This window comes from Shinella sumterensis (genome assembly GCF_004514425.2).
Classification (GTDB): domain Bacteria; phylum Pseudomonadota; class Alphaproteobacteria; order Rhizobiales; family Rhizobiaceae; genus Shinella; species Shinella sumterensis.
This window is the reverse complement of record NZ_MYFN02000007.1, coordinates 160,223-186,252: the sequence shown is the minus strand read 5'-3', so window position 1 is coordinate 186,252 and position 26,030 is coordinate 160,223. Positions and strand designations below refer to the sequence as shown.

General features: G+C 65.2%; 27 protein-coding genes and 1 riboswitch. Of the genes, 10 read left to right on the top strand and 17 right to left on the bottom strand.

Annotated features, from left to right (window positions below):
* Positions 1 to 50: 50 nt before the first annotated feature.
* Positions 51 to 635 (top strand): LysE family translocator, encoded by a 585-nt coding sequence (locus B5M41_RS14875; RefSeq protein WP_268998355.1) that lies wholly within the window; start codon positions 51 to 53, stop codon positions 633 to 635.
* Here B5M41_RS14875 and B5M41_RS14870 read toward each other — a convergent pair whose 3' ends face one another.
* Together B5M41_RS14870 and dut are read right to left on the bottom strand one after the other, a co-directional pair.
* Complete coding sequence (locus tag B5M41_RS14870; RefSeq protein WP_134648104.1) at positions 636 to 1,526, bottom strand: GNAT family N-acetyltransferase; 891 nt, start codon at positions 1,524 to 1,526, stop codon at positions 636 to 638.
* On the bottom strand, positions 1,526 to 1,999 hold the full coding sequence (dut, locus tag B5M41_RS14865) for a dUTP diphosphatase (protein WP_134648102.1): 474 nt from the start codon (positions 1,997 to 1,999) through the stop codon (positions 1,526 to 1,528). The genes B5M41_RS14870 and dut overlap by 1 nt, the downstream gene beginning before the upstream one ends.
* Before the next feature lie 95 nt (positions 2,000 to 2,094).
* Between dut and B5M41_RS14860 the strand changes: the two genes are divergently transcribed.
* Positions 2,095 to 3,675: a peptide chain release factor 3 gene (locus B5M41_RS14860; RefSeq protein WP_134648100.1), complete on the top strand. Its 1,581-nt coding sequence runs from the start codon at positions 2,095 to 2,097 to the stop codon at positions 3,673 to 3,675.
* Positions 3,676 to 3,727: 52 nt separating this feature from the next.
* A riboswitch (TPP riboswitch) is annotated at positions 3,728 to 3,822 on the top strand.
* A 41-nt stretch (positions 3,823 to 3,863) separates the two neighbouring features.
* Positions 3,864 to 4,673, top strand: a complete 810-nt coding sequence (gene thiD / locus B5M41_RS14855; protein WP_134648098.1) for a bifunctional hydroxymethylpyrimidine kinase/phosphomethylpyrimidine kinase — start codon at positions 3,864 to 3,866, stop codon at positions 4,671 to 4,673.
* Positions 4,674 to 4,676: 3 nt separating this feature from the next.
* Here thiD and B5M41_RS14850 read toward each other — a convergent pair whose 3' ends face one another.
* The 4 genes from B5M41_RS14850 to B5M41_RS14835 all read right to left on the bottom strand — a co-directional run bounded on the left by B5M41_RS14850 (position 4,677) and on the right by B5M41_RS14835 (position 7,538).
* Positions 4,677 to 5,288: a LysE family translocator gene (locus B5M41_RS14850; protein ID WP_134648096.1), complete on the bottom strand. Its 612-nt coding sequence runs from the start codon at positions 5,286 to 5,288 to the stop codon at positions 4,677 to 4,679.
* A 74-nt stretch (positions 5,289 to 5,362) separates the two neighbouring features.
* Complete coding sequence (locus B5M41_RS14845) at positions 5,363 to 6,163, bottom strand: AraC family transcriptional regulator (RefSeq protein WP_134648094.1); 801 nt, start codon at positions 6,161 to 6,163, stop codon at positions 5,363 to 5,365.
* A gap of 3 nt (positions 6,164 to 6,166) precedes the next feature.
* Positions 6,167 to 6,571, bottom strand: a complete 405-nt coding sequence (locus B5M41_RS14840) for a GFA family protein (RefSeq protein ID WP_134648092.1) — start codon at positions 6,569 to 6,571, stop codon at positions 6,167 to 6,169.
* A 55-nt stretch (positions 6,572 to 6,626) separates the two neighbouring features.
* Complete coding sequence (locus B5M41_RS14835) at positions 6,627 to 7,538, bottom strand: pirin family protein (RefSeq protein WP_134648090.1); 912 nt, start codon at positions 7,536 to 7,538, stop codon at positions 6,627 to 6,629.
* A 275-nt stretch (positions 7,539 to 7,813) separates the two neighbouring features.
* Between B5M41_RS14835 and B5M41_RS14830 the strand changes: the two genes are divergently transcribed.
* On the top strand, positions 7,814 to 8,635 hold the full coding sequence (locus B5M41_RS14830; protein ID WP_134648088.1) for a class II glutamine amidotransferase: 822 nt from the start codon (positions 7,814 to 7,816) through the stop codon (positions 8,633 to 8,635).
* Here the strand turns inward: B5M41_RS14830 and coaBC are convergent.
* The 4 genes from coaBC to ubiE form a co-directional block, all read right to left on the bottom strand.
* Positions 8,628 to 9,833: a bifunctional phosphopantothenoylcysteine decarboxylase/phosphopantothenate--cysteine ligase CoaBC gene (coaBC, locus tag B5M41_RS14825; protein ID WP_134648086.1), complete on the bottom strand. Its 1,206-nt coding sequence runs from the start codon at positions 9,831 to 9,833 to the stop codon at positions 8,628 to 8,630. The two genes, B5M41_RS14830 and coaBC, sit on opposite strands and share 8 nt — an antisense overlap.
* 102 nt (positions 9,834 to 9,935) lie before the next feature.
* Positions 9,936 to 10,739 (bottom strand): potassium channel family protein, encoded by an 804-nt coding sequence (locus B5M41_RS14820; protein ID WP_134648084.1) that lies wholly within the window; start codon positions 10,737 to 10,739, stop codon positions 9,936 to 9,938.
* Between the two features lie 40 nt (positions 10,740 to 10,779).
* Positions 10,780 to 12,354 carry a 2-polyprenylphenol 6-hydroxylase gene (gene ubiB, locus B5M41_RS14815; RefSeq protein WP_134648083.1) on the bottom strand — a complete coding sequence of 525 codons (1,575 nt, stop codon included), beginning with the start codon at positions 12,352 to 12,354 and terminating at the stop codon, positions 10,780 to 10,782.
* Between the two features lie 37 nt (positions 12,355 to 12,391).
* A complete protein-coding gene (gene ubiE, locus B5M41_RS14810; RefSeq protein WP_134648081.1) occupies positions 12,392 to 13,168 on the bottom strand; it encodes a bifunctional demethylmenaquinone methyltransferase/2-methoxy-6-polyprenyl-1,4-benzoquinol methylase UbiE in 777 nt (258 codons plus the stop codon).
* 175 nt (positions 13,169 to 13,343) lie between these two features.
* On the opposite strand from ubiE, the gene mutM reads away from it, so the two are divergent.
* The 4 genes from mutM to dnaA all read left to right on the top strand — a co-directional run bounded on the left by mutM (position 13,344) and on the right by dnaA (position 17,951).
* The gene (gene mutM, locus B5M41_RS14805; protein WP_134648079.1) at positions 13,344 to 14,234 is read left to right on the top strand and encodes a bifunctional DNA-formamidopyrimidine glycosylase/DNA-(apurinic or apyrimidinic site) lyase; all 891 of its coding nucleotides are present in this window, start codon (positions 13,344 to 13,346) and stop codon (positions 14,232 to 14,234) included.
* A gap of 48 nt (positions 14,235 to 14,282) precedes the next feature.
* Positions 14,283 to 15,056: an enoyl-CoA hydratase gene (locus tag B5M41_RS14800; protein WP_134648077.1), complete on the top strand. Its 774-nt coding sequence runs from the start codon at positions 14,283 to 14,285 to the stop codon at positions 15,054 to 15,056.
* A 190-nt stretch (positions 15,057 to 15,246) separates the two neighbouring features.
* Positions 15,247 to 15,513 carry a 30S ribosomal protein S20 gene (rpsT, locus tag B5M41_RS14795; protein WP_134648075.1) on the top strand — a complete coding sequence of 89 codons (267 nt, stop codon included), beginning with the start codon at positions 15,247 to 15,249 and terminating at the stop codon, positions 15,511 to 15,513.
* Between the two features lie 986 nt (positions 15,514 to 16,499).
* Positions 16,500 to 17,951 (top strand): chromosomal replication initiator protein DnaA, encoded by a 1,452-nt coding sequence (gene dnaA / locus B5M41_RS14790; protein ID WP_134648073.1) that lies wholly within the window; start codon positions 16,500 to 16,502, stop codon positions 17,949 to 17,951.
* Positions 17,952 to 18,046: 95 nt separating this feature from the next.
* On the opposite strand, the gene hemW is transcribed toward dnaA, so the two are convergent.
* Genes hemW through rph form a run of 4 tightly spaced genes read right to left on the bottom strand, consistent with a single transcriptional unit; the run spans position 18,047 to position 21,042 of the window.
* Complete coding sequence (gene hemW, locus B5M41_RS14785; RefSeq protein WP_370340559.1) at positions 18,047 to 19,240, bottom strand: radical SAM family heme chaperone HemW; 1,194 nt, start codon at positions 19,238 to 19,240, stop codon at positions 18,047 to 18,049.
* A gap of 7 nt (positions 19,241 to 19,247) precedes the next feature.
* Entirely contained in the window at positions 19,248 to 19,892 is a 645-nt protein-coding gene (gene rdgB, locus B5M41_RS14780; RefSeq protein WP_134648071.1) for an RdgB/HAM1 family non-canonical purine NTP pyrophosphatase, read from the bottom strand.
* 9 nt (positions 19,893 to 19,901) lie between these two features.
* Positions 19,902 to 20,312 carry a VOC family protein gene (locus B5M41_RS14775; protein WP_134648069.1) on the bottom strand — a complete coding sequence of 137 codons (411 nt, stop codon included), beginning with the start codon at positions 20,310 to 20,312 and terminating at the stop codon, positions 19,902 to 19,904.
* Positions 20,313 to 20,325: 13 nt separating this feature from the next.
* The gene (rph, locus tag B5M41_RS14770; protein WP_134648067.1) at positions 20,326 to 21,042 is read right to left on the bottom strand and encodes a ribonuclease PH; all 717 of its coding nucleotides are present in this window, start codon (positions 21,040 to 21,042) and stop codon (positions 20,326 to 20,328) included.
* 148 nt (positions 21,043 to 21,190) lie between these two features.
* On the opposite strand from rph, the gene hrcA reads away from it, so the two are divergent.
* Complete coding sequence (gene hrcA / locus B5M41_RS14765) at positions 21,191 to 22,270, top strand: heat-inducible transcriptional repressor HrcA (RefSeq protein WP_134648065.1); 1,080 nt, start codon at positions 21,191 to 21,193, stop codon at positions 22,268 to 22,270.
* Positions 22,271 to 22,360: 90 nt separating this feature from the next.
* Complete coding sequence (gene grpE / locus B5M41_RS14760; protein WP_134648063.1) at positions 22,361 to 22,978, top strand: nucleotide exchange factor GrpE; 618 nt, start codon at positions 22,361 to 22,363, stop codon at positions 22,976 to 22,978.
* 80 nt (positions 22,979 to 23,058) lie between these two features.
* Here the strand turns inward: grpE and ptsN are convergent, their stop codons facing one another.
* From ptsN to rpoN, 3 genes are all read right to left on the bottom strand, one after another.
* On the bottom strand, positions 23,059 to 23,520 hold the full coding sequence (gene ptsN, locus B5M41_RS14755; RefSeq protein WP_134648061.1) for a PTS IIA-like nitrogen regulatory protein PtsN: 462 nt from the start codon (positions 23,518 to 23,520) through the stop codon (positions 23,059 to 23,061).
* 73 nt (positions 23,521 to 23,593) lie between these two features.
* Positions 23,594 to 24,169, bottom strand: coding sequence for a ribosome hibernation-promoting factor, HPF/YfiA family (hpf, locus tag B5M41_RS14750; protein ID WP_134648059.1), 576 nt, complete (start codon positions 24,167 to 24,169; stop codon positions 23,594 to 23,596).
* Between the two features lie 248 nt (positions 24,170 to 24,417).
* Positions 24,418 to 25,971: an RNA polymerase factor sigma-54 gene (gene rpoN, locus B5M41_RS14745; RefSeq protein WP_134648057.1), complete on the bottom strand. Its 1,554-nt coding sequence runs from the start codon at positions 25,969 to 25,971 to the stop codon at positions 24,418 to 24,420.
* Positions 25,972 to 26,030: the final 59 nt, after the last annotated feature.

Sequence of the window (26,030 nt, the reverse complement as noted above, 5' to 3'; positions counted from 1 at the left end):
CCGTGCCCGACCCGACAAGCCTTGCCGCCTTCGCCCTCATCGCGCTCGGCATGGTGCTGACGCCGGGGCCGAACATGATCTATCTCGTCTCCCGCTCGATCTGCCAGGGGCCGGCGGCCGGTCTCGTCTCGCTCGGCGGCGTCGCGCTTGGCTTCGTCTTCTATGTCTTGTCGGCTGCGCTCGGCATCACCGCCTTCCTGATGGCGGTGCCCTTTGCCTATGACGCGTTGCGGCTAGCCGGCGCGCTCTATCTCGCCTGGCTTGCCTGGCAGGCGCTGCGCCCGGGCGGCCGCTCGGCCTTCGAGGTGAAGGCGCTGCCGCGCGACAGCAACCGCAGGCTCTTCTTCATGGGGTTTCTGACCAATCTCCTGAACCCGAAGATCGCGATGCTCTATCTTTCGCTTCTGCCGCAGTTCATCGATCCCGCAAAGGGGAACGTTCTCCTGCAATCGCTGGTGCTGGGCGGGGTGCAGGTGGTCATCAGCGTCAGCGTCAACGCGCTGATCGCCGTTTCGGCCGGCTCCGTCGCGGCCCTCCTTTCAGCGCGCCCGCGCTGGGCGCTCGTGCAGCGCTGGCTGATGGGCACGGTGCTGGCCGGGCTCGCCCTGCGCATGGCGACCGAAGCGCGCCGCTGATCAGAACGCGGCCATCGGCGGCAGGGCGAAGGGCAGGGCGGGCTGAAGATCGTCCGGGCCGCGCAGCATGAGGACCATCTCGCCGTCGTCGGCAGTCGCCTCGCCATCCCACGCCAGATGATCGGGCGCGAAATGCACGGTCACGCGCTGCGGCGTGACATCGAGGCTCGCCAGAATATCCGCGAGGGCGGGCATGCGCGTGCCGACGATGTCGAGGATATCGACATTGCCTTCGCCATCCGCCTGCCAGGCGACGACCGCGCCCGCCTCTCCCAGGAGGTCGAGCTTGAGATCCGGCATCAGCGATGCGTTGAACAGGAACATTTCCTTCTGCCGGAGCGGCGCGAAGCGGTCGGAGACGGGTGCGCGGCCATCGAGCAGACGGCTGAGCAGCGTCAGGTCCGCCTCGTTCGCGAGGTGAAGCCGGCGGGTCGCGAACGCCTGCCCGCCCGTGGGAGGCACGCCGGCGAAGCGGTGCTGCGGGAGCGGGCGAAAGCCATGTTTCTCATAGAGCGCCGGCTTGTCGGTCAGCAGCACGACGGCCTCGAAACCCTCGGCATCGCAATGATCGAGCGCCGCCTCCATGACGGCGCGGTAGAGCCCGCGGCCGCGATGGCTCGGCCGGACTGCGCCGGATTGCAGGCCTGCCGCCCGCACGAAGACGCCGTCGATGACGAGCGGCATGGCGAAGGCGGTGATGTTGGCGATGCAGGCGCCGTCGGCGTCAAAGAAGCCGAAGGGCGCGCTGGTCGGGTCCGGCCCGCCGAGCCGGTCAAGGCCCGAAACGTCGATCTCGAAGATGTCCCGGAGCAGGTCGCAGAGGCCCTGCCAGGCGGCGCGGTCGTCGATGTAATGCGCGCGGAAGATGAGGCCCGCCTTGCCGGATGACATCACCGCACGCCGGTGGAGCCGAAGCCGCCGGCGCCACGCGCGGTTTCGCTTGCCTCCACGGCCTCGCGCACGGCGACCTGCGTCACGGGCGCGATGATCATCTGGGCGATGCGCATGCCGCGTTCGATGGTGAAGGCCTCCTCGCCGAGATTGACGAGCAACACCTTCACCTCGCCGCGATAATCGCTGTCGATGGTGCCGGGCGTGTTGAGGCAGGTGACGCCGTGCTTGAAGGCGAGGCCGGAGCGCGGCCGGATCTGGGCCTCGTAGCCATGCGGGATTTCGAAGATGAAGCCGGTCGGCACGAGCGCGCGTTTTCCCGGCGCAAGCATAAGCGGCGCGTCGGCATCCACCGCCGCGCGCAAATCCATGCCGGCGGCGCCCGTCGTCTCGTAGGCGGGAAGCTCGATATCCGCGCCGTTGGGCAGGCGAACGAGGGAGAGCGTGGGCTTGGCGGGGGCGTGTGCGTTCATGGCACCCATAAGCCGGCCGCAGGCGCGGGCCGTCAATTGCATCTTCGCGGCGGAGCCTGTAAAGACCGCGCCAACTCACAGGATATTGCTTGAACATGGCCGAAACCCTTGCCGAGGCGGTCTCCCGCCGCCGCACCTTCGCGATCATCGCGCACCCGGACGCCGGTAAAACAACGCTCACCGAAAAGCTGCTGCTGTTCGGCGGCGCCATCCAGCTCGCCGGCGAAGTGAAGGCGAAAAAGGACCGCATCCAGACCCGTTCGGACTGGATGAAGATCGAGCGCGAGCGCGGCATCTCGGTCGTGACCTCGGTCATGACCTTCGAATATGACGGCAACGTCTTCAACATTCTCGATACGCCCGGCCACGAGGACTTCGCCGACGACACCTACCGCACGCTGACGGCGGTGGATGCGGCCGTCATGGTCATCGACGCCGCCAAGGGTATCGAGCCGCGGACGCTGAAGCTGTTCGAGGTCTGCCGCCTGCGCGATATCCCGATCATCACCTTCGTCAACAAGATGGACCGTGAGAGCCGCGATCCCTTCGAGATCCTCGACGAGGTGGAAGAGAAGCTGGCGCTGGACACCGCACCGGTCACCTGGCCGGTCGGCCGCTCCAAGACCTTCTGCGGCTCCTATCATCTGGCCGATCGCACCTTCCGCGGCTCGGACACGCAGGTCCAGCCGACGAAGATGGACGATGCCGCCGAAGTCGCCAAACACCTGCCGGAAAACGAGCGCCAGGCCTTCATCGACGAGATGGAACTGGCCCGCGAGGCCTGCCGCCCGTTCGACCGCGAAGCCTTCCTCGAAGGCCACATGACGCCGGTGTTCTTCGGTTCGGCGCTGCGCAATTTCGGGGTGCGCGATCTCATCAACGCGCTCGGCGCCTTCGCGCCGCCGCCGCGCGACCAGGTGGCGGATGTGCGCAAGGTCCACGCCGCCGAAGACAAGATGACGGCCTTCGTCTTCAAGATCCAGGCCAATATGGATCCGAACCACCGCGACCGCATCGCCTTTGCCCGTGTCTGCTCCGGCATGCTGGAGCGCGGCATGAAGGTGCGCCTTGCCCGCACCGGCAAGCAGATCGGCCTCTCGGCGCCGCAGTTCTTCTTCGCCTCGCAGCGCCAGCTCGCCGATACGGCCTATGCCGGCGACGTGGTGGGCATTCCCAACCACGGGACGCTGCGCATCGGCGATACGCTGACGGAAGGCGAGGCGCTGGTGTTCGAGGGCGTGCCGAACTTCGCGCCGGAAATCCTGCGCCGCGTGCGGCTGGAAGACGCGATGAAGGCCAAGAAGCTGAAGGAAGCGTTGCAGCAGATGGCGGAAGAGGGCGTCGTGCAGCTCTTCTCGCCGGAAGACGGCACGCCGGCCATCGTCGGCGTCGTCGGCGCGCTGCAGCTCGACGTTCTCAAGGAGCGCCTGCAGCAGGAATACGGCCTGCCGGTATCCTTCGAAATGTCGCGCTTCTCCGTCTGCCGCTGGATTTCCTCCGACAATGCGGCCGAACTCGACAAGTTCGTCACCCAGCGCCGCGGCGATATCGCCCGCGACCTCGATGGCGATCCGGTCTTCCTTGCGCAGGACAGCTTTTCGCTGCGCTACGAGGCGGAACGTTACCCCGCTATCAAGATGGTCGCCATCAAGGAGTACCACGTCACCAAGGCGTGACGGCGGCCTGTCACTTTCAAGGTGACAGGCGCCTCTCCATTTGCGAAAAGCGTTGCCGAGACAGGGGCGTCCGCGCAGGCGGGCTGAGAAGCACCCTTTGAACCTGAACCGGATCATGCCGGCGGAGGGAGTCGCTGGCACTGCAATCGCCGTTGTCCCGCGCCCGCCTCCGTCCGCAAGGAGGCGAGATGGCAGACACAATCGCAAACATCCTGTCGATCGCAGGCTCCGACCCCTCGGGCGGCGCGGGCATCCAGGCCGACCTCAAGACCTTCGCCGCCCGCGGCACCTACGGCATGGCCGTGCTGACCGCGCTGACGGCGCAGAACACGCAGGGCGTTTCCGGTCTGCATCTCGTGCCGCCGGCCTTCGTCGCCGCGCAGATCGCCGATGTCTTCGCCGATGTGCGGGTGGGCGCCGTCAAGATCGGCATGATCGCCTCGGGCGAAATCGCCGAGGCGGTGGCGAATGCGCTGTCGCCGCATCGCTCCGTCCCCGTCGTGCTCGATCCCGTCATGATCGCCAAGGGCGGGGCCTCGCTTCTGGCCGCAGACGCCGTGGAGGCCCTGACGCGCCGGCTGCTGCCGCTGTCCACGCTGCTCACGCCCAACCTGCCGGAGGCGGCCGCCCTGCTCGGCGAAGCCGAGGCGGCGGACCGCGCGGCGATGGAAAACCAGGCGAAGCGCCTGCTGGCGCTCGGGCCGAAAGCGGTTCTGCTGAAGGGCGGGCATCTGCCGGGCAACGAGAGCCCCGACGTGCTGGCCATGCCGGGCGCGCTGCGCTGGTTCGAGGGCGTGCGCGTGCTCACGCGCAACACCCACGGCACCGGCTGCACGCTGTCGAGCGCGGTGGCGGCGGAACTGGGCAAGGGGCATTCGCTGCCCGATGCCGTGGCGGCGGCCAAGAGCTTCGTCGCCGGTGCCGTGCGCGGATCCGGTGCGCTGGCGGTCGGCGCGGGGCACGGTCCGCTGCATCATTTCCACGCGCTCTGGGCGTGATGGTCAGCGGTCCGAAAGCGCCAGCCGCAGGCCCATGAGCCCCAGGGCCGCGGCGAAGCTGCGCTGCATCCAGGTCATGACCGCCGGTCGGCCCAGCACCTGCCGGCGCAGGCTGGCCGCAAGCGCGGCATAGACGGCGAAGACGAGGAAGGTCAGCAGCATGAACACGCCGCCGAGCACGAGCATCCGCGCCGTCAGGTCCGGCGCGCCATCAGGCACGAACTGTGGCAGGAAGGCGAGGAAGAACAGCGAGAGCTTCGGGTTGAAGACATTGGTGAAGGCGCCCTTGCGCACGATGCGCGCGGCGGCCTCCACCGGCTGTTCCGGTGCCGTATCGAGCGCAACGCTTTCGCGCAGCATGCTCCAGGCGATGAACAGCAGATAGATGACGCCGATGATGCGCAGCATTTCGAAGGCAAGCGCGCTGGCATGCAGGATGGCGGCGAGCCCGGCGATGCTGGCCAGCATATGCGGGATGATGCCCAGCGTGCAGCCGAAGGCCGCAAGCAGGCCGGCGCGAAAGCCGCCGCTGACCCCACGCGCCACGGTGTAGATGACGCCGGTGCCCGGAAGCAGGATGACGATGAGCGAGGTGATGAGGAATTCGGCGGTCATGTCGGGTTTCCATGCGCTTGAAGAGGCGGCAGGAAACACCGGATGGTCATCGCGGTCTTGAACGAAATTGCAGGTCAGGAGAGGGCGGCGAGATAGGCGCCCGGCGTGTAGCCGTAGCGCCGTGTGAAGTTGCGCGTCATGTGGCTCTGGTCGGCAAAGCCGGCGCCGGCCGCGGCATCCGCAAGCGGATTGCCGGCGGCGATGAGGCGTCGGGCGAGATCCGTCCGGCGCTGGATGAGATAGGCGTGGGGTGTCAGCCCCGTGGCGCGGGCGAAATCCCGCACCAGCCGGAAACGGCCAAGGCCGCAATCGGCGGCCAGCGCATCGAGCGTGACGGGCGAGACCGGGTCGGCGTCGATCCGCTCGCGTGCGCGGGCGATGCCGGCGGCCGCAATGCCCTCGCGGCGTGGCGCCCGTTCGCGCAGCACCGCCGCCAGCAGCAGGAGAAGGCGCTCGTCGCGGCAGATTGCGGCGGCCTTGCTGTCGACCAGCGCCGCCAGGGCGGCTGCGACAAGCCGGCCGACACGGCCGTCGTCCAGCACGGGGGCATGAAACTCGTCGCGGGCGCTCCCTTCGAAAATGTCCTGTGCCGCGGCCGCGACGATACCGGGCCGCATATAGAGCATGCGCCAGGCGCGGGACGCCCCGCCGAGCGGCGCGCCGTCATGCACCTCGCCGGGATTGACGGTGATCGTGTTGCCGGCCTGCGCCTCCACGCGGCCGCGCCCGCTCGCCGACGTCTGCGCGCCGCGTTCGACAAGGCCGATGCCGTAGGTGTCGTGGCTGTGGCGGGCGAAGGCGTGGCTGCTGTCGGCGATGACGGCCTCGACGCCGTCGATGGCCGTGCGCAGGATCTGGAAGCGCCCGGCTGCCATGCCTTACTCCTGGGGCGTGCCGGGAAGCGCTTTGGTCTCGCCGAACCAGTCCATGGCCGAAGAGCACCAGATCTGGCGCTTGGGCTTGAGGGCGGCGCGCTGGTTGATGCTGCCCCAACGGATGCCCCAAAAGGCGGCCGCCCCGCCCGTGCCGGAGGAAAACAGCGGCGTTCCGCATTCCGGGCAGAAGTGCAGAAATCGCTCGCGGCCGCTTTCGGCGATCTTGGTGTAGACCTTCGGCGTCTCGCCGGTGAGGGTGAGATCGGCCCGCGGCACGCGCACGGTAACGCGATAGGGCGAGCCGGTCAGCCGCTGGCAATCCGTGCAGTGGCAGATGAGCAGCCCATCGGGATCGATCTCGGCTTCATAGGTCACGAAGCCGCAATGGCATTGTCCGTCGATCCGCATCTCTCGTCCTTCCGCCTCGGGTAAAGGCGGAAGGATAGGCGCCTGTCGCGCGACGTCAATGCGCCGGCTTGATGAAGGTGCCGTTGCGCAGTTCGCGCATGGCCTGCTGCAATTCGGCCTGCGTGTTCATCACGATGGGGCCGTGCCAGGCGACGGGCTCCTCGATGGGCTTGCCCGAGACCAGCAGGAAGCGGATGCCCTGCTCGCCGGCCTGCACCGTCACCTCGTCGCCCGTGTCGAAGACCACGAGCGTGCGGTTGCCGGAGAGATCGCGGATGTTCAGCTCCTCGCCCTGGAACTCCTTCTCCACCTTCACGCCGAAGGGCTTCGAGGCGTCGCGGAACGTGCCGGAGCCGGCGAAGATATAGGCGAAGGCAGAGCGGTAGGTATCGACCGGCAGGCGCTTCGTCTTGCCCGGCGGCACCGAGATGTCGAGATAGACGGGCTCGGCGGCGATGCCGTCGACCGGGCCGGTCTTGCCCCAGAAGCTGCCGGCGATGACGCGCGCCACCGTGCCGTCGTCGTCGACGGCGACGGGAATATCGGCGGACTTGATGTCCTGATAGCGCGGCGCCGTCATCTTGAGCGACGAGGGCAGGTTGGCCCAGAGCTGGAAGCCATGCATCTTGCCGGCGAAATCGCCGCGCGGCATTTCCTGGTGCAGGATGCCGCTGCCGGCCGTCATCCACTGCACGTCGCCGGCGCCCATGACGCCGTGGTTGCCGAGGCTGTCGCCGTGCTCGACGCTGCCGGCCAGCACATAGGTGATGGTCTCGATGCCGCGGTGGGGATGCCAGGGGAAGCCGCGGATATAGTCGTCGGGATCGTTGTTGCGAAAGTCGTCCATCATGAGGAACGGGTCGGTCAGCGACGGATCGCCGAAGCCGAAGACGCGGTGCAGTTTCACGCCGGCGCCTTCCATGGCGGGGCGGGCAATGCTTTCGTGTTTGACGGGGCGTATGGACATGGGAGAAGTCCTTTCGACTGGGTTGCTTGTCCCTTCTATACGCCAGCGCCATTGTTCACGAAATCTGCCCGACGTGAAACGCAGTGTTCACAACAAGCGACGTTCGTGGCGCGCAGCCGTGCGGCTCGCCTGTGCGGGAATGACACGCATGGTTTCCGCCCGTTTACTTTCGTTAACGCATTTTTACCCATTTGCGTTGAAAATCCGGGTAGTGCCATGGTTAATGCGTCGGATCCGTCACCGGTTCGCACCGGTCCAATCAAGCAGGAAATGTCATGTGCCGTTGGGCAGCCTATCGCGGAGAGCCGCTCTTTCTCGAGGAACTCGTGTCCTCGCCCGCCCATTCGCTGATCGAACAGTCCCACTGCGCCACGCGCGCCAAAACGGCCACCAACGGTGACGGCTTCGGCATCGCCTGGTACGGCGACCGTCCGGAGCCCGGCCGCTACCGCGATATCCTGCCGGCCTGGTCCGACTGCAATCTGCGCAGCATTGCGCGGCAGGTCCGCTCGCCGCTCTTCCTCGCCCATGTCCGCGCCGCGACGGGCGGCGGCACGCGGCGCGACAATTGCCATCCCTTCGTGCACGGCATCTGGTCCTTCATGCACAATGGCCAGATCGCCGATTTCGAGCATCTGCGCCGGCCGCTCGAGACCATGCTGGACAATGATCTCTACAGCGCGCGCACCGGCTCGACGGATTCGGAACTGCTCTTCCTGCTGGCGCTGCAATTCGGCCTTGCTCGCGATCCGCTCGGCGCCATGGCCGAGACCATCGCCTTCGTCGAGCGCCTTGCCGCCCATCTGGAGCATAAGGTTCTCGTGCGGTTCACGGCCGCGTTTTCCGATGGCAAGCAGCTTTATGCCGTGCGCTATGCGACGGACTATGCGGCACCGACGCTCTACGCCGCGCCGATGGGCGATACCGGCGGCTATTGCCTCGTATCCGAGCCCCTGAACGACGACACGGAGGCCTGGGTGGAAATTCCGGATGGCAGCGCCGTGGTGCTCGGCGAAAACGGCGTCGACATGCGCATCTTCTCGCCTGCCGGCCGCCCGGCGGGATCGATGGAAGCCAAGCTCGCCCTCGTCAAATAAGCCGTTCGGCAATCCAGCCGGCGAGACGATCGGCGACATCGTCCTTGGACAACTCCGGCCATGCCGTGATGCCGTCGGCGGTAATGAGCTTCACGCTGTTCGTCGTGCCGCCCATGATGCCGGTTTCCGGGGAGACATCGTTGGCGACGATGAGGTCTGCGCCCTTTTTTTCGAGCTTCACCCGACCGTTGTTTTCGACATCCTGCGTCTCGGCCGCAAAGCCGATGACGACAGTCGGGCGCTTCGTGTGATGGCCGACGGTCTTCAGGATATCGGGGTTTTCCGACAGCATCAGCGGCGGCGGGCCTTCGCCGGGCTGCTTCTTGATTTTCTCCGCGTTGGGCGTCGTCACGCGCCAGTCGGCGACGGCGGCCACCATGACGGCGATATCCGCCGGCAGCGCGCCGAGCACCGCCTCCAGCATCTCCGACGCCTGCTCGACGCGGATCACCGTCACGCCTGGCGGGTCGGGGATCGCGACCGGCCCGGAAACGAGCGTCACCTCGGCTCCAAGCCGCGCGAGCGCTGCGGCGATGGCATGGCCCTGCCGGCCCGAGGAGCGGTTGGCGATGTAGCGCACGGGATCGATGGGCTCATGCGTCGGACCCGACGTGACCACGGCCTTGCGGCCGGCAAGCGGCTTAGCCCCGCCATCCAGCAGGCGCTCCACCGCCGCGACGATCTCCAGCGGTTCGGCCATGCGGCCGGCACCCGCCTCGCCGCTCTCGGCCATTTCGCCGGCATTGGGGCCGATGAAGGCAAGGCCGTCGCGGCGCAGCGTCCCGACATTGCGGCGCGTCGCGGCATGGGACCACATTTTCGGGTTCATGGCCGGCGCGAGCAGCACGGGGCGGTCGGTGGCGAGAAGCACGGTCGAGGCGAGGTCGTCGGCCAGCCCGTTCGCCATCTTGGCCATCAGGTCGGCCGTGGCGGGCGCGACGACGATGAGGTCGCAGTCGCGCGCCAGGCGGATATGGCCGACATCCTGCTCGTCCTCACGCGAGAACAGGTCCGTATAGACATGGCCGGACGACAGGGCGCCGACGGCAAGCGGCGTGACGAAGTGCTGGGCGCCCGACGTCATGACGGGCCGCACCTCTGCGCCGCGTTCGCGCAGGCGGCGGATGAGATCGAGGCTCTTGTAGGCGGCGATCCCGCCGGAAATGACGAGGAGGATGCGTTTTCCTGCAAGCGGCATGGCATGTCCCGGGCTCGTGAGGCGCAAGCGGCCCCGAAGGGCGTTCGTGATGTCCTATCGCGTCGAAACCGCATTTCCAAGCGCGCTCTTCGCCCGAACGCCTCAACTGCCCTCGTCGGGAATGTTGAGGACATGGCCGCAGGCCTTGCAATGCACGGCGTCGGCGTCGTGCCGCGAGAGGCCGCACTGCGGGCAGGGGAAGGTCACCTTGTAGGGCCGTACGATGGCCTGGGCGAGGCGCACGAAAAGCGAGATGCCGACGATCATCGTCACGATGGCGGTGAGCTTGCCGAGCGTGCCGGGCAGCACGATATCGCCGAACCCCGTGGTGGTGACGGTCGCGACCGAGAAATAGAGCGCGTCGACGAAGCCGGCAAAGCCCTCCGCGCCGTAGAAGAAGTTGGAATAGACGAAGCCGGTCACGAGGAAGAGGAAGACGAGGAAGTTCACGCAGGCCTGGATGAGGTCTTCCTTGTCGCCATGCCCGGTGCGCCGCAGCGTCAGCGTGACGAGCTTGCTCTGGCTGATCGCCCAGATGCGCAGCACGCGCAGGAAGGCGAAGTTGTGCAGCTGGTGGGGAAAGAGCAGCGTGCCGAGAATGACGATATCCACCCAGGTCATCGGCCGCATGAGCCAGTAGCGCAGGTTGGGCGCGATCAGGGCGCGGGCGCACAGTTCGAAGGCGATGACGGCGGCGATGAGATAGTCGACGATCACATAGGCCGAGCCCTTTCGCAGATAGGGGCCGGCAATGAAGAAGGCGAGGATCGCCACATCGAGCAGAAGCATGCCGATCTGGAAGCGGATCGCCTCCCGGTCCCGGCCGAAATAGAGCCCGCGCAGCTGCCGTCGCGTGCGCTCGATAAAGGATAGGGATTCGTCGACGCCGGGTGGCTCTGCGCTCATGGCAGGGAGACTAGCGCCGGGCCGGCGCCGGTCAAGCGGCTCAGGTGAGCTTCCAGGCGATGTAGACGAGCGTCGCGGCGATCAGCCAGAGCGCGACGCGGCCCGAACGGCTGTGGCGGGCTTCCGAGCGGCCGATGGCTTCCGCCGTGTCCGCGTCGAAGCGCAGGCCGCGCTCTGCCATGACCGTCAGGTCGTGCGAGAACTTCTCGGCCTTGGCGGCAATCTCCGGGGCGGCTTCCGCCAGCCGCAGGGCGGCGTGCGCGCCGTCGCGCAGGTCGACCAGGAGGCGCTTGGGGCCGAGATTGTCGCGGATCCAGTCGCCCACGACGCCTTCCGAGGCCTTCCACATGTTGAAGCGCGGGTTCAGCGTGCGCGATACGCCCTCCACCACCACCATCGTCTTCTGCAGCATGACGAGCTCGGTCCGGGTCTCCATGTCGAAGAGTTCGGTGACCTCGAAAAGCAGGGTGAGCAGCTTGGCCATGGAGATGGTCTCGGCCGGCTGGCCGTGGATCGGTTCGCCGATGGCGCGGATCGCCTGGGCGAAGCTCGCGGTATCGTGGTGCGACGGCACGTAGCCGGCTTCGAAATGGACGTCGGCGACGCGCTGGTAGTCGCGCGTGATGAAGCCGTAGAGGATTTCCGCGAGGAAGCGGCGCTCCTTCTTGCCGAGCCGGCCGACAATGCCCATGTCGACCGCGACGATGACGCCCTGCGGATCGACGAACAGGTTGCCCTGGTGCATGTCGGCATGGAAGAAGCCGTCGCGCAACGTGTGGCGCAGGAAGGACTGGATGAGCGTGTCCGCGAGCTGGTCCAGATCGTGGCCGGCGGCGCGCAGGCCCTCGACATCCGACATCTTGATGCCGTCGATCCATTCCATGGTGACGACGTCGCGTCCGGTGCGCTCCCAGTCGACCTTGGGCACGCGGAAGCCGGGATCTTGGGCGGTGTTCTCGCCGAGCTCGGAAAGGGCTGCGGCTTCGAGGCGAAGGTCCATCTCGACCTTCGTCGTCTGTTCCAGCGTTCGCGTCACCTCGACGGGTTTCAGGCGGCGCGTGTTGGGCAGGATCGTTTCCTGCAGCCGCGCTGCGGCATACATCGCTTCGAGATCGTGGGTGAAGCGCTGGCGCACGCCGGGCCGGATGACCTTCACGGCGACCTTGCGCTCGCCGTTGGCGTCGCGCACCGTCGCGGGATGGACCTGCGCGATGGAAGCCGCGGCGACGGGATCGCCGAACGTGACATAGAGGTCATCGAGCCGTCGGCCGAGCGAACCTTCCACCGTCGTGACCGCCGCCTCGCGCGGGAACGTCGCCATGCGGTCCTGAAGGGTGGACAGCTCCACGGCGATCTCGGCGCCGACCACATCGGGCCGCGTCGCGAGAAACTGGCCCATCTTCACATAGGACGGGCCCAGGCGCTCGATGGCCCGCGACAGCCGGTCGCCGCGGTCTTCGTGCGCGGCCCTGCGGCGCGCCAGAAGGCCGGCGAAGGCGTGCGCGGTGCGCGCCAGCGGCGGCATGCCCTCGGTCGGCAGGGCGGAAACGACACCCTCGCGCACAAGAACCCAGCCCACGCGGGCGAGGCGAAGATAGGCACCGACGACGCTCATGCGGCAAGGCTGCTTGAAGACGAAAAACGGATCATGATCAGAGCTTCCAGCCCGAATGCAGCGCGGCGATGCCGCCGGTATAATTGGTGTAGGTGACGCGGGAGAACCCGGCAGCGCGGATCATCGCGGCGAAGTCTTCCTGGTTGGGGAACTTGCGGATGGATTCCACGAGATACTGGTAAGGCTCCGCATCGCCGGTGATCATCTTGCCGAACTGCGGGATCGCATTGAACGACCAGGCATCGTAGAACCTGTCGAGCAGCGGCATCTCCACTTCGGAGAATTCCAGAACCAGCAGGCGGCCGCCGCGCTTCAGCACCCGGTAGGCTTCCGAAAGCGCCACGTCGATGCGCGGCACGTTGCGGATGCCGAAGGCGATCGTATAGGCATCGAAGCTGCCGGCTTCGAACGGCAGTTCCTCGGCATTGGCCTCGACGAAATCGAGATTTGCCGAAAGCCCTTTCTTCGCGGCCCGGTCGGCGCCCACGGACAGCATCGAGCCGTTGATGTCGAGCACGGTGGAATGCGCCAGCCGGTCGGAGGCCTCGATGATGCGGAAGGCGATGTCGCCCGTACCGCCCGCCACGTCGAGCGTTCTGTAGGACGGGTCCTTGCGCGGGTTGAGGCTTGCGATCATCGCATCCTTCCACGCCCGGTGGAGGCCCGCGGACATGACGTCGTTCATGATGTCGTAGCGCTTGGCGACCTTGTGGAACACGTCGTTGACGAGCGCCTGCTTCTCGCCCTCGCGAACCTCGCGAAAGCCGTAGGAGGTTTCCATGCCGCCGTCTGCGGATGTGCGCTGTTCCGTCATCGTCGTCTCCATGGGCCGGTCTGTCGCAGCCGAATTGCCGCAAGGACCATAGCGAATTGGCTGTTGCCGCGCTATCTGAACGCTTCGCGGGGTATATAGGACATAGATTGCCGAGAGGGAAATGCCGGAGCGCGGCAAATGCGCCCAAGGTTAAATCCCGTTCAAGGAGATGGACATGCCGGAACTGCCGGAAGTGGAAACCGTCAAGCGCGGCCTCGCGCCCGTCATGGAAGGTGCGCGGATAAAAAGAGCCGAACTGCGCCGTCCGGATTTGCGCTTTCCCTTTCCACCCGCCTTCTCCGAGGCGCTCGAAGGCCAAAAGATCCTGTCGCTCGGCCGGCGTGCGAAATACCTGCTGATTGATCTTGGAAGCAGCGACGTGGTGATCTCGCATCTGGGCATGTCCGGCTCGTTTCGCGTGGAAGGCCCCGCATTGGAAGAGACGCCCGGCGATTTTCACATGCCGCGCAGCAAGGACCCGCGTCACGACCATGTCGTGCTTCACCTGGAGACGGGGGAAGGCGAGCGCCGGGTCATCTACAACGATCCCCGCCGCTTCGGCTTCATGGATCTTGCACGGCGCGAGGATATCGCCGCCCACGCCTTCTTCCGCGATCTCGGTGCCGAGCCGACGGGCAACAGCCTGGACGCCGATTATGTCGCGGCGAAGTTCCGCGGCCGGCAGACGCCGCTGAAGGCGGCGCTGCTCGACCAGAAGAACATTGCCGGCCTCGGCAATATCTATGTGTGCGAGGCGCTCTGGCGCGCGCATCTTTCGCCCGAACGGCTGGTGGGGACGCTGGTGACGGCGGCGGGCAAGCCGAAGAAGGAACTGGTCGCGCTGACCGAGGCGATCCGCCAGGTCATCGCCGATGCCATCGAGGCCGGTGGCTCCACCCTGCGCGATCACATCCGCACCGACGGCTCGCTCGGCTATTTCCAGCACACCTTCTCCGCCTATGATCGCGAGGGCGAGCCTTGCCGGACACCGGGTTGCACGGGCACTATCGGGCGAATCGTCCAGAGCGGCCGCTCGACCTTCCATTGCGCGGTCTGCCAGAAATAAAGCCGATGCCGGGACGGGTGTCGCGCGCCGCAAACGAGGAGACAGGACATGGCCTATGAAACCCTGCTGGTCGAGACGCGCGGACGCGTCGGTCTCGTCACGCTCAACCGGCCGCAGGCGCTGAACGCGCTGAACCGCCAACTGCTGGAGGAGCTGCAGGGCGTGCTTGCCGGGTTCGAGGCGGATGCCGGTATCGGCGCCATCGTCATCACCGGCTCGGAAAAAGCCTTCGCGGCCGGCGCCGACATCAAGGAGATGCAGCCCTACGGCTTTGCCGAGGCCGTGACGGAAGACCTCGCCGCCGGCTGGGACGCGGTGGCTGCCTGCCGCAAGCCGATGATCGCGGCCGTCAGCGGCTTTGCGCTCGGCGGCGGCTGCGAGCTCGCCATGATGTGCGATTTCATCATCGCCTCGGAAACCGCGAAATTCGGCCAGCCGGAAATCACCCTCGGCATCATTCCCGGCATGGGCGGCACGCAGAGGCTGACGCGCGCCGTCGGCAAGGCAAAGGCCATGGACCTCGTTCTCACGGGCCGCATGATGGATGCGGCGGAGGCCGAGCGGTGCGGTCTCGTCGCCCGCGTGGTCGCCCCGGAAAGGCTTCTGGACGAGGCGCTGGCGGCAGCCGAGAAGATCGCCGGCTTCTCGCTGCCGGCGGTCATGATGGCAAAGGAGGCGGTCGGCCGCGCGCAGGAAACGGTGCTGTCGGAGGGCATGCGCGCCGAGCGGCGGCTGTTCCATGCGCTGTTTGCCACCGAGGACCAGAAGGAGGGCATGGCGGCCTTCATCGAGAAGCGCAAGCCGACCTTCGCGAACCGCTGAGCATCCGTGCGGCCTTTCTTGCAGAATCCGCGTTGACGGCACCGCGGTTTCCAGCTATACGCCGCCCACAGTTTGGAAAGCCGAATTCTGAGGTTTTCCGATATTGCTCCCGAATTGCTTGGATGACAGGTCGCAGTGACCCGGCACAGCGAGGGTGGAGTTTGTGTCAGATTTCTGAAGAGAGGCATACATGGCCAATACAACCTCGGCTAAGAAGGCGACCCGCAAGATCGCCGCGCGCACCGCAGTCAACAAGTCGCGCCGCTCGCGCGTCCGTAACTTCATCCGCAAGGTCGAGGAAGCCATCGCTTCCGGCGACCAGACGGTTGCCGCTGCTGCCCTCAAGGCAGCCCAGCCGGAACTGATGCGCGCCGCCACCAAGGGCGTGCTGCACGCCAACACGGCTTCGCGCAAGGTCTCGCGCCTCGCAAACCGCGTGAAGACGATGTCGGCCTGATCGCTCAGCCCGAAGAGCTATGCATTTTTAGTCAAAGCCCGGCCATCGGCCGGGCTTTTTCTTTGCTTTTTCGGCGCCGCTATGGTTAATGCGCAAGGCTCGATCGTGTCAAAAGAGTGACGACGAAAATTGTTTAAATTCAATTACTTGTGGGAGGTTGTCCCGCTCGGGCCGGCCTTTCGTAGCGGAAGTTTGACAGCAATTTGAGTCAAGCGAATTTTTATTTTTTTCGTTTTTCGAGCCCTGCGAAAGCCAGGCGAAAACAAAGCCATTGATTCCTAACGGATTCTCTTGAGAGGCCCCGATTCCGAGTCAAAAACCCCCATCCGAGTCAACGGCCGGCCCTTAATTTTGCGTAAAATTCGCCATTGATCTTGCCCCCTGATCCTGCCTAAATGCTTTCCACAGGGGGCGCGGGACAAGCCTGAAAACAAGCATCGGCAAGGCCGTCTTTAACGGTGGCCATGGTTGTTTTTGTCCTCTGTGACGGAGCGGTCTACGCTTCGTAAAATCACCCAACCGGCAAAGCTTGCCCCAGGTGCCATCGGCACGCTGGCAAAGGCTTTTGTGACCTCAGGTTGTGCCGGTTGTCGGCGCGCGAAAGCGCGCCGATGGTGGTATGGTGTCTGCTGCGGTTCTACGAGGGAACGGCGGCGAGGCACCAATCGGGACGGTCGGCTCAGACATGGATGTCCGGTCGGTCCGAAGCGACTTGTGTTTGGGAGAAGGGACTGTGCCGGAGTTTGGGGACCGGCATGGTTCGGGGCACCCATATCCAGAACGGGGCGATTGGCTCACCCGGTTTTGGACATGGCAAACATGAAAGGCGCCGGCAATGCTGCCGGCGTGGCGAATAGAGCATGAAAGGCGGCAAGATGCAGATGAATTCGGCCAGGACGGCTGGTGCATTGGCAAACGGGGAAAATGCAAGACAAGCGCTCCCGCAAGCAGGAGCGCAAACAACGGACGCGGGGGTTCCATCCGACATGAAGCAAGACGCGCTTTTCGACCGAGTCAGCGCGCGCCTGAAGGCGCAGGTCGGTCCCGACGTCTATGCGAGCTGGTTCGGACGCCTGAAGATTCACTCCGTTTCCAAGAGCCTTGTGCGTCTTTCCGTTCCCACGACATTCCTGAAGTCGTGGATCAACAACCGGTATCTCGATCTCATCACCTCGCTCTTCCAGCAGGAAGACGCCGAGATCCTGAAGGTGGAGATCCTGGTGCGCACCGCCACCCGCGGTGCCCGTGCCGGCGCCGTGGAGGATGCCGTCGTTGAGCAGCCCGCACCGCAGGCGCAGGCCCGTCGCACCGTCTCCGGCCCGCAGGCGGTCGCCAGTGCCGTTGCATCGGTCGCCGCCGCTGCCCAGCCGCGCGCCACGCAGAACACGAGCCCGCTGTTCGGCTCGCCGCTCGATCCGCGCTACACGTTCGATGCCTTCGTGGAAGGCACGTCGAACCGCGTCGCCCTTGCCGCTGCCCGCACCATCGCGGAAGCCGGCGCCGGCGCCGTGCGCTTCAACCCGCTCTTCGTCCATTCCAGCGTCGGCCTCGGCAAGACGCATCTTCTGCAGGCCATCGCGCTCGGTGCGCTCTCCAGCGCCCGCAATCCGCGCGTCGTCTACCTGACCGCCGAATATTTTATGTGGCGCTTCGCAACCGCCATCCGCGACAACGATGCGCTGTCGCTGAAGGAAACGCTGCGCAACATCGATCTGCTCATCATCGACGACATGCAGTTCCTGCAGGGCAACTCGATCCAGAACGAATTCTGCCATCTCCTGAACATGCTGCTCGATTCCGCCAAGCAGGTCGTCGTCGCCGCCGACCGTGCGCCGTGGGAACTGGAATCGCTCGATCCGCGGGTGCGCTCGCGCCTCCAGGGCGGCGTTGCCATCGAGATGGAAGCGCCTGACTACGAGATGCGCCTGGAAATCCTCAAGCGCCGCCTTGCGGCCGCCCAGCAGGAAGACCATTCGCTCGATATCTCGCCTGAAATCCTGAGCCATGTCGCCCGCAACATCACGGCGAGCGGCCGCGAGCTGGAAGGCGCCTTCAACCAGCTGCTCTTCCGGCGTTCCTTCGAGCCGAACCTGACGATCGAGCGCGTCGACGAACTGCTCGGCCATCTCGTTGCCGCCGGCGAGCCGCGCCGCGTGCGCATCGAGGATATCCAGCGCGTCGTGGCCAAGCACTACAATGTGTCGCGCCAGGAACTCGTCTCGAACCGCCGCACCCGCGTCATCGTCAAGCCGCGCCAGATCGCCATGTATCTCTCGAAGACGCTGACGCCGCGGTCCTTCCCGGAAATCGGCCGCCGCTTCGGCGGACGCGATCACACCACGGTTCTGCATGCCGTGCGCAAGATCGAGGAACTGATCTCGGGCGACACCAAGCTCAGCCACGAGATCGAGCTGTTGAAGCGTCTGATCAACGAATAGGGATGATGGCGAATAGCGAATAGAGTATGGACACCCGTCGCGTTACGGGTATCCCGCTATTCGCTATTCGCTATTCGCTATTCGCTATTCGCTATTCAGCAAGCCAAATCCGCCACCACCGCATCCAGGATCAGCATCCCTGCCGGCGTGCAGCGCAGGCGGGAATTGCCGAGGCGCTCGATGAAGCCGTGTTCGATGAGGAACTGTTCGCGGTCCGGGTCCGGGTCGCGGCCCGACAGGCTCTGCCAGCGGGCAAGGTCGACGCCTTCCTTGAGGCGAAGGCCCATCAGGAGCAGTTCATCGGCCTGCGCCTCGCGCTCCAGAAGCTCCTGCTCGATCATGCCGTGCCCTTCGGCCTCCACGAGGCCGAGCCAGGCTTCCGGCTTGCGCTCGGTCGCCGTCGCGATCTTCGCGCCGCCGGTCGTCAGGCGTCCATGCGCGCCGGGGCCGATGCCGACATAATCGCCGTAGCGCCAGTAGGTCAGGTTATGGCGGCTCTCGCAGCCGGGGCGGGCGTGGTTGGAGACTTCATAAGCCGGCATGCCCTCACGCTCGGTGATCTCCTGCGTCGCCTCGTAGAGCACCGCCGACTGCTCACCGTCGGGCACGATCAGCTTTCCGGCCTTGTGCAGGCCGTAGAAGGGCGTGCCTTCCTCGATGGTGAGCTGGTAGAGCGAAAGGTGGTCGACCGCGTAGGACACCGCCTCCTTGAGCTCCAGGTCCCACTCCGCGACCGTCTGGTTCGGGCGGGCATAGATCAGGTCGAAGGACATGCGCGGAAAGATGTCGCGCGCCAGCCTGATCGCCTTCAGCGCATCGGCGACGTCATGCAGCCGTCCCAGGAATTTAAGATCGCGGTCGTTCAGCGCCTGCACGCCGAGCGAGACGCGGTTGACGCCGGCGGCGCGATAGCCGCGGAAACGCTCCGCCTCCACGCTGGACGGGTTGGCCTCCAGGGTGATCTCGATACCGTCAGGCACATGCCAGTGCCGCGCGATGCCGTTGAGAATGGCGTCCACCGTTTCCGGCGCCATCAGCGATGGCGTGCCGCCGCCCATGAAGATGCTGGTCACGGTGCGCGAGCCCGTCATGCGGCGCATCGTCGCCATTTCCTTCAGGAAGGCCTGCACGAAGCGCGGCTGGTCCACCGGCTGGTGGCGGACATGGCTGTTGAAGTCGCAATAGGGGCATTTGGCGGCACAGAACGGCCAGTGCACATACACGCCGAAGCCGGGATCGGAGAGATCCGTCAGGATGCTCGGCCGCATGTCGAAGGGCACTGCCGTCATGGGTCGTTTACGCCTTCAGGCAGGTTTCGACGAAGATCTTGAAGGCGCGGGCGCGGTGCGACAGCGCGGCCGCGTCGCCGGGCTTCCAGCCGTGCTTTTCCTCCGCACTCATCTCGCCGAACGTCGTCTCGTAGCCTTGCGGCTGGAATATGGGATCGTAGCCGAAGCCGCTGGTGCCGCGCGGCGGCCACACGACATGGCCCTCGACTTCGCCGCGGAAGAGTTCGGTATGACCGTCCGGCCAGGCAAGGCAAAGCACGGAGACGAAGCGCGCGGTGCGGTCCTTCGCCTCTGTCGCGCCTTTCTCGGCAAGCGCCTTCTCGACCTTCTCCATGGCCATGGCGAAGTCGCGCGTGCCGGTCGCCGTTTCCGCCCAATTTGCGGTATAGACGCCGGGGGCGCCATCAAGGGCATCGATGACGATGCCGGAATCGTCCGAAAGCGCGGGCAGGCCGGAGGCCCTGGCCGAGGCGAGCGCCTTGATGGCGGCATTCTCCTCGAAGGTCGTGCCGGTTTCGTCGGGCTCTTCGAAGTTCAGTTCGGCGGCGGATTTCGCCGAAAAGCCGAAGGGGCCGATCAGGTCCTCGATCTCGCGGATCTTTCCGGCATTGTGGCTGGCGACGACGATCGTCTTGGTATCGAGCTTGCGCATGAGGTTTCCCTAGGCGATGTTCCACAGGCCGGGCTCGGCACATTCGAGGCTGTTGCCGGCGGGGTCGCGGAAATAGATGGAGCGGGCGCCGTTCGGCCAGTGAAAATCCGCTTCGATGGCGATGCCGGCTTCTACGAGCTTTTCGACCCAGAAATCAAGCTCCGGCCCCGGCACGCGGAAACAGGCATGGCCCGGACCGCGCGCCCCGTGCGCGGGCACGGCGCTCCCCGGCGAGGCGTGGATGGTCTCTGCCGGATTGAAGATCAGCAGAACGCCGGGACCGCAGCGGAAGAAAACGTCGCGGTTTGCCTGGCGCGCGATCTTCTCCAGCCCCAGGATACCGCCATAGAAGGCTTCCGCCGCGTCGAGGTCGTCCACGTAGAGCGCGGTTTCGAGAATACCTTCGAGCGCGGCGGCCATGGGCAAATCCCTCTCAGGCGATGGCCTGCTTCTGCATCTCGACGAGTTCGGCAATGCCGTTGCGGGCGAGCAGCATCAGCGAGGCGAATTCCTCCTCGGTGAACGGCTTGCCTTCGGCGGTGCCCTGGATCTCGACGATGCCGCCCGAGCCCGTCATGACGAAGTTCGCGTCGGTTTCCGCGGCGGAGTCTTCCAGATAATCGAGGTCGATCACCGACTGGGCGGCGAAGATGCCGCAGGAGATGGCCGCGACATGATCCTTCAGGACCTTTTCGGTCTTGATCATGCTGCGGGCTTCCATCCACTTCAGGCAGTCGTGCAGGGCTACCCAGGCGCCGGTGATGGAGGCGGTGCGGGTGCCGCCATCGGCCTGGATGACGTCGCAGTCGATGGTGATCTGGCGTTCGCCGAGCGCTTCGAGATCGACGATGGCGCGCAGCGACCGGCCGATGAGGCGCTGGATCTCCTGCGTGCGGCCGCCCTGCTTGCCGGCTGCGGCCTCGCGCTTCATGCGGTCGCCGGTGGCGCGCGGCAGCATGCCGTATTCGGCGGTCACCCAGCCCTTGCCGCTGTTGCGCAGCCACGGCGGCGTCTTGTCCTCGAGGCTTGCGGTGACCAGAACATGCGTGTCACCGAACTTGACGAGACAGGATCCCTCGGCATGCTTGGAAACGTTGCGCTCGAAAGAAACCTTGCGCATCTGATCGGTTTTTCTGCCGGACGGCCGCATTGCGAACTCCTCATTGGTATGGTGGGAGTGCTTTAGACCGTTTCGCCGGGCGAGGGAATGCCGGTGCGGCAACTGGTTGGAAAATCCGTTTTGCGCTGCCCTTAGAAATCACTATATTCCAGGGGAGTAACAGGGTTGCAGACAGACGATGGTTTTGAGATCTCCGGGTCCTGACATTCAGGCGGCACTGGACGAACGTTCAGGGGAAGTCTTCCGCCGCATCGTGGAAAGCTATCTGGAAAGCGGCGAGCCGCTGGGTTCGCGAAACCTTTCCCGTATCCTGCCCATGTCGCTCTCGCCGGCCTCCGTGCGCAATGTGATGAGCGATCTGGAAGAGCTTGGGCTCATCTACTCCCCCCATGTCAGCGCCGGACGACTCCCCACGCAGCTCGGCCTGCGCTTTTTCGTCGATGCCTTCATGCAGGTCGGCAATATCTCGGCGGAGGATCGCGCCTCCATCGAGCGGCATGTGCGCCCGCATGGCCAGAAGCACGGCGCGGTCGAGACCATGATGAGCGAGGCGAGCCAGGCGCTGTCGGGCATGTCGCGCGGCGCAGGCCTCGTCATCACCACCAAGAACGATGCCGTTCTAAAACATGTCGAGTTCATCCGCCTGGAGCCGACCAAGGCGCTGGTCGTGCTCGTGGGCGATCACGACCAGGTGGAAAACCGCATCATCGAGTTGCCGGCCGGCGTCACCAGCTCGCAGCTCACCGAGGCTGCCAATTTCCTCAACGCGCATCTGGCCGGCAACACGCTGCTGGAGGCGCGCTCGCAGCTCGAGCGGCTGCGCGGCGAGATCAGCCGCGAGCTCGACCGGCTGTCGCAGGATCTCGTCGAGCGCGGCCTTGCCGTCTGGTCGGGCGATTTCGAGGAAAACAAGGCCACAAGGCTCATCGTGCGCGGCCGGGCCAATCTGCTGGAAGGGCTGGCCGGCGCCGACGATATCGATCGCCTGCGCCTGCTCTTCGACGATCTCGAGCGCAAGGAGAGCCTGATCGAGTTGCTGAACCTCGCCGAGACCGGCCCGGGGGTCCGCATCTTCATCGGCTCGGAGAACAAGCTGTTCTCGCTGTCCGGCTCCTCGCTGATCGTTGCGCCCTACCGCGATGGCGACGACAAGATCGTCGGTGCGGTGGGCGTCATCGGCCCGACACGGCTGAATTACTCCCGTATCGTGCCGATGGTGGACTATACGGCGCAGCTCATGTCGCGGCTTTCGCGCTGAGAGCCGCTATTCACCCTTCAGCCCTTGATTTTTCGGGTCTAAACCTCGATATCGGGCCCAAACCCCAACAGTTGCAATTCGGAGTACGTCATGACCGACGAGACCAAGAAACACGGACCTGACGAAGCGGTGGACAGCAATCTCGCCGCGGATGCAGCCGCGGAAGACGCGATCATCGAGGAGGAGGCCGTCGCCACGCCCGATCCGCTGGACGTTCTGCGCGCCGAAAACGCCGATCTCCGTGACAAGTACCTGCGGCTCGCCGCCGAGATGGACAATCTGCGCCGCCGCACCGAGCGCGATGTGAAGGATGCCAAGTCCTATTCCGTCGCCGGTTTCGCCCGCGACATGCTGGCGGTCTCCGACAACCTGCGCCGCGCGCTCGACGCCATCCCGGCCGATGCGCTGGAAAACGACGCGAGCCTGAAGGCACTGGCCGAGGGCGTGGAGATGACCGAACGGTCCATGCTGGGCGCCCTCGAGCGCCACGGCGTGCGCAAGCTCGACCCGATGGGCGAGAAGTTCGACCCGAACTTCCACCAGGCGATGTTCGAAGTGCCCAATCCCGATGTCGCCAACAACACGGTCGTTCAGGTCGTGCAGGCCGGCTTCACGATCGGCGAGCGCGTGCTGCGCCCGGCCATGGTCGGTGTGGCCAAGGGCGGCCCCAAGGCGCCCTCCGGCGAGGCGAATGCCGCGGACGCCTGATCGCGCGACAGGCTCAACGACACAAACAAAAACCGGCGGCCGAAAGGCCGCCGGTTTTTTTCATGCAGAGATGGTCGGCCTCAGGCCGCGGACGCCTGTTCCTCGCTGAGGCAGGCATAGATCGCGCTCTCGCTGTCGGAGGCGCGCAGCTTGGCGACCATCGCGGGATCGCGCAGCACGCGCGCAATGCGCGACAGGGCCTTGAGGTGATCTGCCCCTGCGCCTTCCGGCGCCAGGAGCAGGAAGACGAGATCGACCGGCTGATCGTCGAGCGCTTCGAAGTCCACGGGGGTTTCGAGCCTCGCGAAAAGGCCGACGATCTGGGTAAGCGCCCTCAGCTTGCCGTGCGGGATGGCGATGCCATTGCCCACGCCGGTCGAACCGAGCCGTTCACGCTGAAGGATGACGTCGAAGATCTCACGTTCCGGAATCCCGGTGATCTTGGCCGCTTTTGTCGCCAGTTCCTGAAGCAGCTGCTTCTTGGAATTGGCCTTCATCGCCGGAATAATCGCACTCTGCTGCAGTAGACCTGCCAATGCCATGCTTTTGTCCTCGTGCGCTGCGTGAAGGGGTTGAAGAGACGTGGTGCCGGTCAGCGGCACCACGTTCCCCCACTCAGCCTTTGATATTGGCTGCGTCGATCCAGCCAATATTTCCGTCGTTGCGTCGGTAGACGATATTGAGCTGCTCCGAGCCGGCGCTGCGGAAGAGAAGAACCGGATCGTCCGTCATGTCGAGCGCCATGACGGCACTTGCGACAGACATCGTCCTCAGTTTCTTCGTGCTTTCCGCAACGATGGTCGGTGCGTAGTCCTCGGGAAGCTCGTCGTCTTCGTCGGGGACCGAATCCATCACCGTGTAGGCTACTTCTGCAAAGGCATCGTGACCGTTGCCGTTATGGTGTGCCTTGAGCTTGCGCTTGTACCTGCGCAGGCGCTTCTCGATCCGTTCCGAGGCCGACTGGAAAGCGGCCAGAGGATCGTTTGCTTCGCCATTTGCCTGCAAGGCCATCCCCGTATCGAGGTGGATCTTGCAGTCCGCGCTGTACCGCGATCCCGCTTTTTCTACGGTGACCTGGCTCGAATATCCTCCGTCGAAATATTTGGTTACGGCATCTCCCATCTGCTCTTCAATGCGCTGACGGAAAGTTTCACCGATTTCCATATGTTTACCGGATACACGCACACTCATGGAGGTTTCCTCTCTTTCGTGATTTGCGTGCAACAGTCTATTCCAACCTCATCCACGTTCCAAGCTTTTCACGCATGTGATGTCGCGGGTATCGCCTGATAAAGAAAAACGGGGATATGTCTGGAATTCCGGCCTGTCTTCCCATTGGAATTGGGGCGCGCATTAGCCCGTCTGGCCGGTGAAGTCAATCGGCGGATTCAGCGATCGTTAACTTCCGGCCGCCGGAGGGTTGTTTTCGCAGGCCCGTTTTACGAGGCCGTGGCCCTGGCAAGCGCCCGCTTTTCCCGGCGCCGCTGCACGGACGACGGGATGTTCATCGCCTCGCGGTACTTGGCGACCGTGCGGCGTGCGAGATCCACCCCCCCCTTGCGCAGGGCATCGACGATGTCGTCGTCGGACAGTACCGCGGCAGGGTCCTCCTGCGTGATCATGGTGCGAATGCGGTGGCGTACGCTCTCGGCGGAATGGGAATCGCCGCCTTCGGCCGAGCCGATCGAGACGGTGAAGAAATATTTCAGCTCGAAAAGGCCGCGCGGCGTCAGCATGTATTTGTTGGACGTGACGCGGCTCACCGTCGATTCGTGCATCTTGATCGCGTCGGCGACCGTCTTGAGGTTCAGCGGGCGCAGATGATCGACGCCGTGCATGAGGAAGGCATCCTGCTGGCGCACGATCTCGGTGGCCACCTTCATGATGGTGCGGGCGCGCTGGTCGAGGCTGCGGGTCAGCCAGTTGGCCGTCTGGAGGCATTCATTGAGGAAGCCGTGGTCTTCGCTGTCGCGGCGCGTGCGGCTGGAGACGTTGGCGTAGTAATCGCGGTTCACGAGCACGCGCGGCAGCGTGTCGGCGTTGAGCTCGATGTGCCAGGAGCCGTCAGGGGCAGCGCGCACGATGATATCGGGCACCACGGCTTCCGATGCGCCCGTCTCGTAGCGCGTACCCGGCTTGGGATCGAGCTTGCGGATTTCCGTCAGCATGTCCAGAAGGTCCTCCTCGCCCACGCCGCACAGCTTCTTGAGCGTGGCGAAATCGCGCCGGGCGAGCAGCTCGAGATTGCCCACGAGCGCGGCCATGGCCGGATCGAACCGGTCGAGCGCCTTCAGCTGGAGGGCGAGGCATTCGCTGAGCGAGCGGGCAAACACGCCGTGCGGCTCCAGCTGCTGCAGGCTTGCGAGAACGCGCTCCACCTCGGCCACCGGCCTGGCGAGCTTCAGCGCCGTCTCGGCGATATTGCCCTGCAGATAGCCGGCATCGTCCAACTGGTCGACCAGATGCTGGGCAATCAGCCGGTCGACGGGACTTGCGAGTGCGAAGGGGATCTGCTCGTTCAGGATATCGCGCAGCGTCTTGCGTGCGGCCACGAAGTCGTCGAGGTCATAGCCTTCGCCTGCCTCGCTGCCAGGCATCGACTTCCATTGGCCGATCAGTTCCGGGGCATCCGCGGCCCGCGGCCCGGCATCATCCGGAAACACGTTGTCGAGGCCGCCGTCGAAGGTTTCGGAGGCGTCGCCCGCGCTGCCCATCGTGGCATTGTCGTAGAGATCCGGCTGGCCGGCGTCCTCATTGCCCATGCTTTCGGCAGGGCCGCGGTCGTCATTGACGAGAATATGGTCACTTGGCCCGCCACCGCCGCCATCGTCGGCCGGTGCGATTTCGAGCAGCGGATTCTTCTCGACTTCCTGCTCGATGAACTGGTTGAGCTCGAAATGCGTCATCTGCAGCAGCTGAATCGACTGCATCAGCTGCGGTGTCATGACCAGCGACTGGCTTTGGCGCAGAAAAAGGCTGGCTGCGAGTGCCATTCGGACGCGTTACTCCCCGGAAAAAACAGTTTCCGTCCGCCACGGCGGACGTGGCAAAA

Excerpts from the sequence above, each read along its gene's own strand:
- coaBC (WP_134648086.1), bottom strand. The coding sequence starts at position 9,833 with ATGCCGCTTGCAGGAAAACGCATCCTCCTCGTCATTTCCGGCGGGATC.
- B5M41_RS14830 (WP_134648088.1), top strand. The coding sequence starts at position 7,814 with ATGTGCCGTTGGGCAGCCTATCGCGGAGAGCCGCTCTTTCTCGAGGAA.
- dnaA (WP_134648073.1), top strand. The coding sequence starts at position 16,500 with ATGAAGCAAGACGCGCTTTTCGACCGAGTCAGCGCGCGCCTGAAGGCG.
- hrcA (WP_134648065.1), top strand. The coding sequence starts at position 21,191 with ATGGTTTTGAGATCTCCGGGTCCTGACATTCAGGCGGCACTGGACGAA.
- rdgB (WP_134648071.1), bottom strand. The coding sequence starts at position 19,892 with ATGCGCAAGCTCGATACCAAGACGATCGTCGTCGCCAGCCACAATGCC.
- B5M41_RS14775 (WP_134648069.1), bottom strand. The coding sequence starts at position 20,312 with ATGGCCGCCGCGCTCGAAGGTATTCTCGAAACCGCGCTCTACGTGGAC.
- B5M41_RS14835 (WP_134648090.1), bottom strand. The coding sequence starts at position 7,538 with ATGTCCATACGCCCCGTCAAACACGAAAGCATTGCCCGCCCCGCCATG.
- grpE (WP_134648063.1), top strand. The coding sequence starts at position 22,361 with ATGACCGACGAGACCAAGAAACACGGACCTGACGAAGCGGTGGACAGC.
- B5M41_RS14840 (WP_134648092.1), bottom strand. The coding sequence starts at position 6,571 with ATGCGGATCGACGGACAATGCCATTGCGGCTTCGTGACCTATGAAGCC.
- mutM (WP_134648079.1), top strand. The coding sequence starts at position 13,344 with ATGCCGGAACTGCCGGAAGTGGAAACCGTCAAGCGCGGCCTCGCGCCC.
- B5M41_RS14860 (WP_134648100.1), top strand. The coding sequence starts at position 2,095 with ATGGCCGAAACCCTTGCCGAGGCGGTCTCCCGCCGCCGCACCTTCGCG.
- thiD (WP_134648098.1), top strand. The coding sequence starts at position 3,864 with ATGGCAGACACAATCGCAAACATCCTGTCGATCGCAGGCTCCGACCCC.
- B5M41_RS14875 (WP_268998355.1), top strand. The coding sequence starts at position 51 with ATGGTGCTGACGCCGGGGCCGAACATGATCTATCTCGTCTCCCGCTCG.
- hpf (WP_134648059.1), bottom strand. The coding sequence starts at position 24,169 with ATGAGTGTGCGTGTATCCGGTAAACATATGGAAATCGGTGAAACTTTC.
- B5M41_RS14820 (WP_134648084.1), bottom strand. The coding sequence starts at position 10,739 with ATGAGCGCAGAGCCACCCGGCGTCGACGAATCCCTATCCTTTATCGAG.
- B5M41_RS14850 (WP_134648096.1), bottom strand. The coding sequence starts at position 5,288 with ATGACCGCCGAATTCCTCATCACCTCGCTCATCGTCATCCTGCTTCCG.
- rph (WP_134648067.1), bottom strand. The coding sequence starts at position 21,042 with ATGCGGCCGTCCGGCAGAAAAACCGATCAGATGCGCAAGGTTTCTTTC.
- dut (WP_134648102.1), bottom strand. The coding sequence starts at position 1,999 with ATGAACGCACACGCCCCCGCCAAGCCCACGCTCTCCCTCGTTCGCCTG.
- ptsN (WP_134648061.1), bottom strand. The coding sequence starts at position 23,520 with ATGGCATTGGCAGGTCTACTGCAGCAGAGTGCGATTATTCCGGCGATG.
- rpsT (WP_134648075.1), top strand. The coding sequence starts at position 15,247 with ATGGCCAATACAACCTCGGCTAAGAAGGCGACCCGCAAGATCGCCGCG.
- ubiB (WP_134648083.1), bottom strand. The coding sequence starts at position 12,354 with ATGAGCGTCGTCGGTGCCTATCTTCGCCTCGCCCGCGTGGGCTGGGTT.
- B5M41_RS14870 (WP_134648104.1), bottom strand. The coding sequence starts at position 1,526 with ATGTCATCCGGCAAGGCGGGCCTCATCTTCCGCGCGCATTACATCGAC.
- ubiE (WP_134648081.1), bottom strand. The coding sequence starts at position 13,168 with ATGACGGAACAGCGCACATCCGCAGACGGCGGCATGGAAACCTCCTAC.
- B5M41_RS14845 (WP_134648094.1), bottom strand. The coding sequence starts at position 6,163 with ATGGCAGCCGGGCGCTTCCAGATCCTGCGCACGGCCATCGACGGCGTC.
- B5M41_RS14800 (WP_134648077.1), top strand. The coding sequence starts at position 14,283 with ATGGCCTATGAAACCCTGCTGGTCGAGACGCGCGGACGCGTCGGTCTC.
- rpoN (WP_134648057.1), bottom strand. The coding sequence starts at position 25,971 with ATGGCACTCGCAGCCAGCCTTTTTCTGCGCCAAAGCCAGTCGCTGGTC.
- hemW (WP_370340559.1), bottom strand. The coding sequence starts at position 19,240 with ATGACGGCAGTGCCCTTCGACATGCGGCCGAGCATCCTGACGGATCTC.